The sequence below is a fragment of the Sulfuricurvum sp. genome (genome assembly GCF_049305995.1).
GTDB lineage: Bacteria > Campylobacterota > Campylobacteria > Campylobacterales > Sulfurimonadaceae > Sulfuricurvum.
The window spans coordinates 1-11,268 of record NZ_JBAQPS010000158.1 but is presented as its reverse complement, the minus strand read 5'-3'; the positions used below and the strand labels follow the sequence as shown (position 1 = coordinate 11,268).

The following is an 11,268-nucleotide window of genomic DNA, read 5'->3' as shown; positions in this document are numbered from 1 at the left end:
GTCAAAGTGGGTGATCGTGTGAAAAAAGGGCAGGTGATCGCTGTTTTGGAAGCGATGAAAATTATGAATGAACTTGAAGCAGAATTTGACTGTGAAATCGTTAACGTACTGGTATCCGATGCTCAAGCAGTTGAGTATGATATGCCACTTTTTGTAGTTAAGAAGCTCTAACCCATGGCAGAAATCAAACGTATTTTAGTCGCGAATCGCGGTGAAATCGCACTTCGTGCCATTCGTACAATCAAAGAGATGGGGAAAGAGGCAGTAGCCGTCTATTCGACAGCCGATAAAGAAGCATCTTATTTAAAGTTGGCTGATGCGGCAATTTGTATCGGCGGTGCTCCTAGCTCTCAAAGTTATCTCAATATCCCCGCTATTATTGCTGCATGTGAAATTAGTCAATGTGACGCGGTATTTCCGGGATATGGGTTTTTATCTGAAAATCAACATTTCGTAGAAATTTGTACCCATCACGGGATAAAATTCATCGGACCGACTCCTGAAGTAATGGTTATGATGTCTGATAAATCGAAAGCAAAAGATGTAATGATCGCCGCAGGGGTTCCAGTTGTTCCGGGATCTGATGGTGCGATTAAGGACATCGCTGAAGCCAAAGTACGTGCCAAAGAGGTCGGTTATCCGATTATCCTTAAAGCGGCAGCCGGCGGTGGTGGACGAGGAATGCGTGTGGTTGAAGATGAGAGTTACATCGAAAACGCATTTTTGGCTGCAGAAGCGGAAGCGATCGGTGCATTCGGTGATGGTACGATATATATGGAAAAATTCATTAAAAATCCACGTCATATTGAAGTGCAGGTGATTGCAGACTCTCACGGGAATGTACTTCATATCGGTGAACGTGACTGTTCAATGCAGCGTCGTCACCAAAAACTGATCGAAGAATCACCTGCCGTGGCTTTAACCCCTGAAATCCGTGCCGAGTTGCACGCTTCAGCGGTTCGTGCAACCAAATACATCAAATACGAAGGGGCAGGGACGTTTGAATACCTCCTTGATGCCGATAAAAAATTCTATTTTATGGAGATGAATACCCGTCTTCAAGTAGAACACTGTGTCTCTGAGATGGTGAGTGGTTTGGATTTGATAGAGATGATGATCCGTGTTGCGGAAGGTGAAGTGCTTCCTCCGCAGGAGAGTGTTATTCTCAAAGGACACTCGATCGAGTGTCGTATTACCGCCGAAGATCCGGTTAAATTTTTGCCGTGTCCGGGGAAAATCACCCAATGGATTGCACCGGGTGGACGCAATGTTCGTGTGGATTCTCATGCTCATAGTGGATATATTGTCCCACCGACGTATGATTCCATGATCGGGAAATTGATTGTTTATGGATTAGACCGTAATGATGCAATCGCACGGATGCACCGTGCACTTAGTGAGTTTACGATTTCAGGAATTAAAACAACAGTTCCATTTCATATGAAAATGATGGAAAACCCTGATTTTATTAACAATAACTTCGATACGAAATACCTCGAAAATTATCAAGGATAATCCCTTCCTCTACTATCCCCGATTCGATCGGGGCTCTCTTAATTGGTATCTCTTGTTATGAACAGATTTATTCCGGTAATCTCAATATTTTAATATCGGCACTTAGTCGTAGTCGCGTGAAATAGTCATTTAAAACCTGATTTCGTTTTTCACTAATAATAGCATTAGAAATTTGTGGACGTATGGTTTCAAGATTTTCAGTAATAACATTATTTTTTTCTCGGATATAAAAACTCATAAATCCATTTTTTCCATTAGGTAGGATTGGACTGAAGCTACCAACAGGTGTCTTATTGAGAATTTGCGCAAGCTGAGGGTTGATTTTTTCATACCTAACGCTCTCTTCTTTACTTTGGATAATTTCAATATGGCGCATTGGATCGCTAATTTTAGAGCTTAAAGCTTCTTGAGAAGTAGAAAAATAAGTGGTTATATCAAAACTCTCAGGGCGTGAAAATTCATCCAAATGAAGTTGATAATACTCGTTCTCTTCTTCGGAACTCGGTTGACCCATTTTTGAAAAGGCAATGGCGGAGTAAAGCTTTTGCCCTTTGATTGTCTCTTCTACTTTGGTTTTCAGATCTTTTTCACTGAGCCCTCGTACACTTTGCATTGCATTTAAAAACTGTTCTAAGGTTAAATTGTTTTGTGATGCCATTCGTGCAAGTTCTTCGTTAATTTCAGAAGAAGTGACGATAATTTTTTTCTCTTGCGCTTCAAGCTGCTCGAGTTTTTTACGGATCAAGATGTCGCTGCTTTGGTTAGCACTTAAACCGCTTTGTTTCATCTCTTGTTGTACTTCATGAAGCGTGATAGGACTATTTTTAACGAGTACCGCTACCCCCCCGATGGGAGCACTCCATAAAAAGGTGGCGAGTAAAGTCGAAAGGGTGAGAGAACGCATTGATGCTCCTATGCAAAAGTTTCCTATTTTACCCGCTTTTAACATAGCCTTAACTAAAATTGCGCAATTGCATCCAAAAAGGATTTACAACATGGTAGTAACCAGATTTGCCCCAAGCCCGACGGGATATCTTCATATCGGCGGATTACGTACCGCCCTTCTTAGTTATCTCTGGGCGCGCCGCAACAATGGAAAATTTTTGCTCCGCATCGAAGATACCGATTTCAGTCGTAACGATGAAGCCGCAGCATTGGCAATTGTGGAAGCGTTCAAATGGGTGGGACTAGAGCATGATGGAACCATCGAGTATCAATCGAGTCGTTTGGCAATCTACCAAGAGTATGCCCAAAAGCTCCTCGATAGCGGAAAAGCGTACAAATGTTACATGAGCCGTGAAGAACTCGATGCACTCCGCGCGGAGCAGATGGCACGCAAAGAGAGAGCGAAATATGACAATCGCTATCGCGATTTTACAGGGACGCCTCCTGAGGGACGTGAAGCGGTTATCCGTATTAAAGCCCCGTTAGAGGGATCGATCACGGTACATGATGGGGTCAAAGGGGACGTTGTTTTCAACGTCGAGGATATTTTGGATGATTTCATTATTGCCCGCGCCGACGGTACACCGACCTATAACTTTGTTGTCGCGGTCGATGATGCTCTCATGGGAGTAACCGATGTCATTCGTGGTGATGATCACCTCTCCAATACCCCAAAACAGATCGTGGTCTATGACGCACTCGGTTTTGCAATACCGCGCTTTTTCCATGTTCCGATGATCCACAACCATGAGGGGAAAAAGCTCTCCAAACGTGATGGTGCAACTGATGTGATGATGTACAAAGAGATGGGGTACACTCCCGAAGCGTTGCTCAATTTCCTCGTCCGTTTAGGATGGAGTCACGGTGATCAGGAGATTTTTTCGATGGCAGAGATGCTGGAGCTATTCGATCCGAGTGACATCAATCGTTCCGCTTCCGTGTACAACGTTGAGAAACTTGACTGGCTCAATGCTCACTATATCAAAAATACTCCGAACGATAAACTGTGCGAACTCTTGGAGTTTCACGGGGTAATGCTCGTGAGCCACGATAAGCGGGAAATTTTGCTCGATGCCCTCAAAGAGCGTGCAAAAACATTGGTCGAGATGGCAACGCTTATCAATGAAATTTTGGTACGTCCTTCCGGATTTGATGAAGTGGCACTCAAAAAAGGGTATAAAGAGGAGTCCAAAGCGATCCTCATAGCATTTGTTGAAGCACTCAAAAACGGCGGAGAACCCCACTTGCCGAGCGACTATCACCATGTGATGGAGCAGGTTGTCGCGCAGCTGGAGATCGGTTTCGGGAAAATCGGTCAGCCGTTACGTGTTGCACTGATGGGGAAACTCTCAGGCCCGGGGTTAGATAGTGTTATGGCGATTATCGGAGTCGATGAGACGTTGGCGCGGATTGATGCACTGCTAAAATACTAATCTTCTTCTCCTCGCATGAGGACATATTCTATTCCCCTGATTCTAAGTTATAATAGCTTTACTATTTTTCTGTGAGAGGGTTATCATGCGGTTACAACGTGCTGAAATCGATATTATTAAATCAACCCTGCACGAGAGCATCGACGATGCAAAGGTTTTTTTGTTCGGAAGCCGAACCGATGATACCAAAAGAGGGGGAGACATCGATCTCTTCGTCCAAACCCACAAAAATATCACCCTCAAAGAGGAGCTAAAAATCCTCTCCCGTATGGAGCTTCGAGGGATCGAGCGTAAAGTTGATCTGATTTTTCAAACACCTCTAACCCCTCCGCAGAAACTTTTTGAGACGATTGTGAAAGAGGGGATATTGCTATGATGCAAGAGATATTGGAAAAAATCCATCTGCATTTGAAGCGTGCAAAAAGCGCAATGAATGAGATCAAAGAGTGGAGCCATATCGATTCGGGTGTTTTTGAAGATTTTGAAAAAATCAAAACCATCGATACCTTTATTTACCGTTTTATCAAGCTTCAGGATATGATGGGGGAGAAGTTATTCCGGGTCTTTTTGGATGAAATCGGCGAGTATCGTGACAATATGTCCCTTTTGGATATTTTAGACAAGCTTGAAAAGTTGGAGATCATCGAAAGTGGCGAAGATTGGATGACTTATCGAAAGCTCCGTAATAAACTAACTCACGAATATCCGAGCAATGAAAATGAGATTGTCGAGGGGATCAAACTCTCTATCGAGGTGTTTGGTGAGATCGAAAAGATTTTAGGGAATATCGAGAGCTATAAAGAGCGACGTAAATTATCATGATGCAGCTAATTCGTCTGATACAGATAAAATATAGAATGAAGAACTAACATCTAACATCTAAACTTCCTCCTTTTTTGCTACAATCGCTCGGTGCTTATCAAAGCCTAGTAGAGTAATAAAGGAAAAAGAGTGAAAAAAGATGTTTTTATTGTTGGCGTTAAGTCCGTGTTTCCAAAAATTTATGATTCAGTTGATGTTATTAATAAACTGTATAGTGAAAAACTTTCTTCTGCAAAAGTAAATAAATTTGCTACAAGACTTGGATCCAATGTTCAAATTAAAAATCGGGCTATCAGTATTGATTTAGAACAATTTCCTCAGATGATCGTTCCTGATGAGCATTCACCGGTCTTATGGGCTAGCAACGTCATTAAAAGTTTTTCAGACAGTATTCGTGATGAGAGTCAAATTGAATTTCTTTCGGTTTCATACAATGCAAGCTCCCATGCGGTAACTCTTCCTAACCTCACGTGTCAAATTGCTAATGAAGCTGCACTTGACTTGGCATATCCACCTGAGGAGATTGTCAATTACGGTTGTACTTCTGGGATTTTTTCGATCCAATCTGCTGTTGATTTTTGTCAAAAAAATGATTCTTTGGCAACTATTTTTGCTTTTGAACAAACATCGTGGACATTCAAACCGCTCTATGATGAAGCAAATGTAAATTTTAGAGCATCTCTTCGAACCCATGCCATTTTTGGAGACGGCGGTGCCGGATTATTGTTGGCAAGCGGAGAGGAAGCTGAACTTTTTGATAAAAAACTGAAAATTATTGATATAAAACTGGATTATCAATATGGAGATGTCATCAAAATGGAAGAGGGTGCTTTTTTTACAGGTGATGGAGTAAAAGATGTGATGCCGAAACTTGTGAGCGAAAATATTATTAAACCAATTTTGCAGCGAAACGGACTGAAGGTAGAAGATGTCAATGAGTGGTCATTGCATCAAGGCGGTTTACCGGTTGTCGAGAGTTTTACAAATCCAGAGATACTTGGATTAACTAAAGAGCAAGTAGCGGTATCGAAAAAAATGTTTATAGAGTATGGGAATGTCAGCACTCCCAGTAATTTTATTGTATTGGAACAACATTTAAATCATGGAAAAGGAAAAATCGGTGATTATGGGATGATTGTCGGTTTCGGAGCAGGTTATTATTTCGGAGCAGTGCTTTATCAACACTGCTAAGCTACACATATCTTATGGTTCCCAATGGGGGAACCAATCTTTTTCTTTTTGCCTCTTTTACAAACCGTTTATACCCTCTCTCTTCTTTTACACCCACTTTATAACTGATAAACTTTAGATAATGGATAATTTGTGCAGGGCTGAGGTCGCTTTTACGAGATGCTTCCATCAGTATGTAATAGGGAATTTTCACCTTTTTGGAAACAAACGCGCGGCTGAGACGGCGCAGTTCATCGGTGTGATGATGGGTACATAGAAGGGCAAAGACGAACGGCAATCCTGTCCGCTCATGCCAAAGCTCCCCCAGATCGATATTCTCCCCTCCGCTGTAATAGTAGCGAAGTGCTTTGTCTCCGATCAGTATCTCTCCATGTATATTGAGGATGTGAGCGAGGAGGTTGGAGGTTGCGGAGTCGGCATCCGCTTTGTCGGCATTGGGGAGAGAGAGGACGCTGAGTACTTCGCGCTGTGCGACGATTCCGACACCGAAGTGATGGCAATTTCTGGCGGTGATGCTGGAGATAAACGCGGCATCGATTCGGCGCATGGCAAACTCGCGATTGAGAGCAGAGGGGACACCCTTGTGATAATGGAGAGTTTGGTGAGTGCGGGTGCTTCGGGCGTAGCGTTTGATAAAAACGTGAAAGGGGAGAAGATTTAAAAAATCAATTTTTCCGAAAATCACACGCTCTCCCTCATACATAAGAGTCGTATTATACTTAACCCAAAGTAAATAAGGGAGGGTTAGGGCTCTTTTGCTATAATCTCACCCATATGAATATGAGGATATCTCGATGGTAACCGTAGAATTTTTAGGGCCGATTCAAAAGGCTCCGTTGACGTTGGAAGCAGGATCATTGCGAGATGTTGCTAATGTATTAAAAGAAGATCACGAGATGGCTCAGTGGTTAGAGAATTGTGCTGTAGCGGTGAATGATACACTGGTGGCATCTTTGGATATACCACTCAAAGATGGGGATAAAGTATCACTTCTCCCTCCGGTATGTGGCGGATGAGTATGTTGGAACTCTATGACGGTGCTTTGAATGTCCCTGAGATTATCACTCGCTGGTACGCTGAAGAAGCGGAGTATAACTACGGTGCCTATATCCCTTTTATCGGAACGGTGCGTGAGGAAAACGGAATTGAGGGGCTGAGTTTCGATGTGTATGAGCCGATTTTGTCCAGTTGGTTTGACGCATGGCAAGCAAAAGCACAAGTTCTCGGGGCAAAACTGAAAATGGCGCACAGTCGCGGTGATGTACTGGTGCATGAAAGCTCGTATATTGCGGCGGTATTCTCTCCGAAGCGTCGCGTTGCATTAGAGATGATCGAGCAGTTTGTCGAGGACTTTAAAGCTTCCGCCCCCATCTGGAAATATGACCTTAAAAATGGTCAGCGTCTTTATGCGCGTGATCGCTCAACCGCGATTGCGGGTGCGGGCATTTTGGGAGGTAATCAGTGATTTCGTATGAAACATCTCAAAATATGATTAGTCTCCTCAGTATCGGTAATGTCCGAAGTGAGCGGATTTTTCTCTCCTCAGCACTGGGACGGATTTTAGCCGAAGACATTGTTGCAGGTAGCGATTATCCTCTCCATCCTACCTCGGCAATGGACGGTTATGCGATTCTTCACAGCGATTTAGAGGAATTTGATTCGTTCGAAATCCTCGGAGACAACCCTGCCGGAGCGGACGAAATTGGTGGTGTAATGAGCGGAGCGTGTATCAAGACCTTTACTGGCTCATTGATGCCAAAAGGTTCCGATACCCTCATCCCGATTGAAAATGTCCGTGTCGAGGGATCACGTATCATCATCGAAAAACCGGTTCCACTCGGATTTGCCGTCCGTCCGATCGGGGAAAGTTACCGCGAGGGAGAAGTCTTAATCGCGCGCGGAACGAAAATCGGGTTTGCCGAGATCGGCGTGTTGGCGGGGATCAACCGAGTGATGGTTCGTGTCGCTCAGCGTCCGCGTGTGGCGATCATCGCAACGGGGAGCGAGATTCTCGACATCGGAGAAGCTGCGCGTCACGAGGGGCAGATTCGAAGCTCTAACAGCTACACCCTCCAAGCCCTCGTCGATGCTCTCGGAGGTGAGAGTGTGCAAATGGGGATCGTCGGAGACGATAAAAATGCCATTATGGAGCGTTTCGAAGAGGCGATCAGTTCATGCGACATCGTCGTGAGCACGGGCGGGGTGAGTGTCGGCGATTATGATTTTGTCAAACACATCGTTCCCAAACTCGGTGCCGAAGTGATCTTCAAAGGGGTGAATATCAAACCGGGTCAACATGTTATGGTGGCTCAGCGCGGATCGAAATTCATCGTCTCTTTACCGGGGTTCGCCTACTCATCGACCGTTACTTTTATCCTCTATGCCGCACCGCTGATCGCTCGGATGTTGGGGGTTGAGAACCCTTACGACGTGATTGAAGCGACGTTGAAAGTTCCGTTTGCCAAACGATCCAATAAAAGCGAATTTACTGCGTGTAACCTCTCTTTTGAAGAGGGGTGCTATTGGGTCGATTTTGAGGGGAAAAAGACGGGAAGTTCTGCGATTTTGACCAATCTTCTCGGAAATGCGGGATTGATGATCTGCGGTGAAGAGGATGGGGATTTGGAAGCGGGGACACTCGTTCGCGTTATAAAGTTGTAGTTTCCTCCGTTCGCCCTGAGCCAGTCGAAGGGTGAGCGTTCATGGTTCGACAAGCTCACCACGAACGGTGAAAATTATTTTACGATCTTCGCTTTAATTTCCTCTTCTTCAACCATATCTTTGCGATATTTGACCGCGACGATATTTTCGGTTTCATTGATATACCACTCTGCGATATGCTCATGTTCTAGTGCGTTCAGTTTTTCCATGTCGACGTCATTAACCCCGATATACAGATGCGAGTATCGGTGTGGATTTTTCATTTTAAATGTCCACAAAAGCCACAGTGTACTGATCACGATCAATCCGATAGCCAATACTTCGCGGTTAGAATATTGTAGCGCAATCCCCGCAGCGGCTCCTCCGAGAAAAGTCATAAAATAGGCAACCCCGTTGGCGATACCCAGTGCAGTCCCTTTTTGATGAACCTTAGCGTATTTGGAGATCATCGATTGTACGAGCGGCTCCATCATGTTAAATGCCATAAAAAAGGCGATGACTCCGAGAACAAACTCCCAGCTTTTGGTTGCAAATCCCATTAGGGTAAATGAGACGATAAACAAGACGATAGAGAGCAAAAAGATCTCACGCGGTTTATTGTATTTTTCACCAAACACCGCTGCAGGTCCCATAGCGATAAGCCCCGTAAACATTGCCGGAACATACACTTGCCATAACTCTTTTGCTTCCCATTTAAACACACCTGCGCTGTCTAGAAGCAAGATAGGGATGAGGACGAACGCGACGGTCATTAACCCTTTTTGCATCCCGTTGGTGATGATCATACTAAGTAGATTAGGATCTTTGAGGATATCAGCCGTCGTAGTGGTCGAGTGGTAGATATGACGGATACGTGGAGGGGTAGGGACTTTCGTGAAGAGTACTAACATAGCCAAGATGGAGAGTACGGCAGTGATCCAAAACAATGATGAGACACCCGCATAGGCACTGATAACGGGACCTGCAGCCATAGCAAGGGCAAAACTGATCGCGATGGTTCCCCCCATCAGTGCCATCGCTTTACCGCGCGACTCTTCGCTCACTAAATCGCTGATCATAGCTGGGATAACGGCACCGATTGCTCCGGCACCTTGTAAAAAGCGCCCTGCCATGAGAGTATAGATATCTGTGCTCACCGCACAGATGATAGAACCGACTAGAAAAATAACAAGCCCAACGAGGAGCGTCGGCTTACGACCGATACGATCGCTCATAACCCCAAACGGAACTTGAAAAATGGCTTGGGTGAGGGCATAGCCTCCGACGATAACTCCGACAAGAAAGGGCGTTGAACCCTCAAGTCCAAGGGCATAAGCTGAGAGGACGGGGAGAACGAGAAAAAGACCGAAAAATCGTAAGGATAAAATTGCAGAGAGAGGGAGAACTGTTTTAAACACCTTGTCACCTTAAATGAGTTAAAATTTTCGTCATTATAGTACATTCACTTTTTAGGCGGATGACCCTGAAAATATTGCTAAGACTAATCTAAGGAATGAAATGAAAGTTGTATTGGCAACATCGAACAAAGGTAAAGTACGTGAAATCATCGAACTGCTTCATGATCGGGAGGTTTTCCCCTATACTGAGCTGTTGGAGGAATTTGAGATCATTGAAGATGGCGATACCTTTAAAGAAAATGCGTTGATCAAAGCTCGTGCCGTTTATGCGGCATTGGGTGATTCCGAGGCGATCGTGATTGCCGATGATAGCGGTATCAGCGTCGATGCACTCTCCGGTGCTCCAGGGATTTACAGTGCACGCTACGGCGGAGAGGGCGCGAGTGATCGGGATAATCTCCTAAAACTCGTAGAGTCGTTAAAGGAAAAAGGATTAGATACTTCACCCGCTCACTATACAGCGGCGATTGCGATCGTGTCACGTGAAGGGGAAAACTGTGTACACGGATGGATGCATGGGGATGTTATCACGGAGTTACGAGGTGAGAACGGATTCGGATACGATCCGATTTTTATTCCGAGCGGATATGTTCAAACGTTGGGGGAATTACCTAACGATGTTAAAAAAGGGCTATCGCACCGTTCCAAAGGGTTGGAATTGGCGAAGATTTTAATCGATCAGATTAAGGTTTTACGGATGAGATAACTATTTAATTTCGTCATTCCCGCGTAGGCGGGAATCTAGCTTTTTTTTAGAAATAGGGTAACCTTTCCACATTCCATTTTCAAAACGTAATTCACCTGTAGTAGCTTTGGAAGGGCAACATCTAGCATCGTTTGGAGTATATTCCAGAGCTTTATAGAAAAGCTTATTGTTATATGTATAGATTTTCATGATATTTTGAGGAAGTTCTTCGGAAGTTTGATAAGGTGCGGAAAAACGCGCATCTACATATAATTGTGGGTATGAAATACTCTGCCTAAGAGTAATAATCACAGGTCTATACATTGCTGAACCACCTGAGCAACCAGTGTCTAAGACAAATAAACCAATATAGACTGTTTCATCGTTCATTTGATATTCGATGACATTTTTAGGGTCAAAATGATAATTGCATCCAAGTGTGGTTGCGTATTGAGTTATCAATTTTGGTATATTCTTTACAGCTTCTTTTTGTTTTGCATTTATCATTTCTTCATATTGACGAATATCTTCATCTGATTCCGCAAAAAGATTAATGGAAAATGTAAGGAGTAAAAATACTATGAGAACAAGCTTTTGCATAAATCCTCCAAAATAAAGT

General features: G+C 44.0%; 14 protein-coding genes. 10 read left to right on the top strand and 4 right to left on the bottom strand.

From position 1 onward, the window contains the following. Both WA010_RS05370 and WA010_RS05365 read left to right on the top strand, forming a co-directional pair. Positions 1-171: acetyl-CoA carboxylase biotin carboxyl carrier protein (locus WA010_RS05370; protein ID WP_422556117.1), on the top strand; the 171-nt coding region annotated here is incomplete at its 5' end. Between the two features lie 3 nt (positions 172-174). After that, positions 175-1,515 (top strand): acetyl-CoA carboxylase biotin carboxylase subunit, encoded by a 1,341-nt coding sequence (locus tag WA010_RS05365; protein ID WP_422556116.1) that lies wholly within the window; start codon positions 175-177, stop codon positions 1,513-1,515. Between the two features lie 67 nt (positions 1,516-1,582). On the opposite strand, the gene WA010_RS05360 is transcribed toward WA010_RS05365, so the two are convergent. Beyond that, positions 1,583-2,419, bottom strand: coding sequence for a peptidylprolyl isomerase (locus WA010_RS05360; protein ID WP_422556115.1), 837 nt, complete (start codon positions 2,417-2,419; stop codon positions 1,583-1,585). Positions 2,420-2,510: 91 nt separating this feature from the next. On the opposite strand from WA010_RS05360, the gene gltX reads away from it, so the two are divergent. The 4 genes from gltX (at position 2,511) to WA010_RS05340 (ending at position 5,906) form a co-directional block, all read left to right on the top strand. Then, positions 2,511-3,893: a glutamate--tRNA ligase gene (gltX, locus tag WA010_RS05355; protein ID WP_422556114.1), complete on the top strand. Its 1,383-nt coding sequence runs from the start codon at positions 2,511-2,513 to the stop codon at positions 3,891-3,893. Positions 3,894-3,978: 85 nt separating this feature from the next. Further along, positions 3,979-4,269 carry a nucleotidyltransferase domain-containing protein gene (locus tag WA010_RS05350; protein ID WP_422556113.1) on the top strand — a complete coding sequence of 97 codons (291 nt, stop codon included), beginning with the start codon at positions 3,979-3,981 and terminating at the stop codon, positions 4,267-4,269. Beyond that, the gene (locus tag WA010_RS05345; protein WP_422556112.1) at positions 4,266-4,715 is read left to right on the top strand and encodes a hypothetical protein; all 450 of its coding nucleotides are present in this window, start codon (positions 4,266-4,268) and stop codon (positions 4,713-4,715) included. The genes WA010_RS05350 and WA010_RS05345 overlap by 4 nt, the downstream gene beginning before the upstream one ends. A gap of 129 nt (positions 4,716-4,844) precedes the next feature. Further along, positions 4,845-5,906 (top strand): 3-oxoacyl-[acyl-carrier-protein] synthase III C-terminal domain-containing protein, encoded by a 1,062-nt coding sequence (locus WA010_RS05340; protein WP_422556111.1) that lies wholly within the window; start codon positions 4,845-4,847, stop codon positions 5,904-5,906. A gap of 1 nt (position 5,907) precedes the next feature. Here WA010_RS05340 and WA010_RS05335 read toward each other — a convergent pair whose 3' ends face one another. Then, positions 5,908-6,591: an MqnA/MqnD/SBP family protein gene (locus WA010_RS05335; RefSeq protein WP_422556110.1), complete on the bottom strand. Its 684-nt coding sequence runs from the start codon at positions 6,589-6,591 to the stop codon at positions 5,908-5,910. A gap of 109 nt (positions 6,592-6,700) precedes the next feature. Here WA010_RS05335 and WA010_RS05330 point away from each other — a divergent pair, with 109 nt between their 5' ends. From WA010_RS05330 to WA010_RS05320, 3 genes are read left to right on the top strand one after another with little or no spacing between them, the layout of a single operon-like run. After that, the gene (locus tag WA010_RS05330; RefSeq protein ID WP_422556109.1) at positions 6,701-6,922 is read left to right on the top strand and encodes a MoaD/ThiS family protein; all 222 of its coding nucleotides are present in this window, start codon (positions 6,701-6,703) and stop codon (positions 6,920-6,922) included. 2 nt (positions 6,923-6,924) lie between these two features. Next, positions 6,925-7,371, top strand: a complete 447-nt coding sequence (locus WA010_RS05325; RefSeq protein ID WP_422556108.1) for a molybdopterin synthase catalytic subunit — start codon at positions 6,925-6,927, stop codon at positions 7,369-7,371. Then, positions 7,368-8,567, top strand: coding sequence for a molybdopterin molybdotransferase MoeA (locus WA010_RS05320; protein ID WP_422556107.1), 1,200 nt, complete (start codon positions 7,368-7,370; stop codon positions 8,565-8,567). Before WA010_RS05325 ends, WA010_RS05320 begins: the two co-directional genes overlap by 4 nt. A gap of 74 nt (positions 8,568-8,641) precedes the next feature. Here the strand turns inward: WA010_RS05320 and WA010_RS05315 are convergent, their stop codons facing one another. After that, complete coding sequence (locus WA010_RS05315) at positions 8,642-9,964, bottom strand: MFS transporter (protein WP_422556106.1); 1,323 nt, start codon at positions 9,962-9,964, stop codon at positions 8,642-8,644. A 100-nt stretch (positions 9,965-10,064) separates the two neighbouring features. On the opposite strand from WA010_RS05315, the gene rdgB reads away from it, so the two are divergent. After that, on the top strand, positions 10,065-10,670 hold the full coding sequence (rdgB, locus tag WA010_RS05310; RefSeq protein WP_422556105.1) for an RdgB/HAM1 family non-canonical purine NTP pyrophosphatase: 606 nt from the start codon (positions 10,065-10,067) through the stop codon (positions 10,668-10,670). On the opposite strand, the gene WA010_RS05305 is transcribed toward rdgB, so the two are convergent. Next, positions 10,671-11,268, bottom strand: a 598-nt coding sequence (locus tag WA010_RS05305) for a hypothetical protein (protein ID WP_422556104.1), incomplete at its 5' end; no start/stop codon positions are given. It lies immediately after the preceding gene.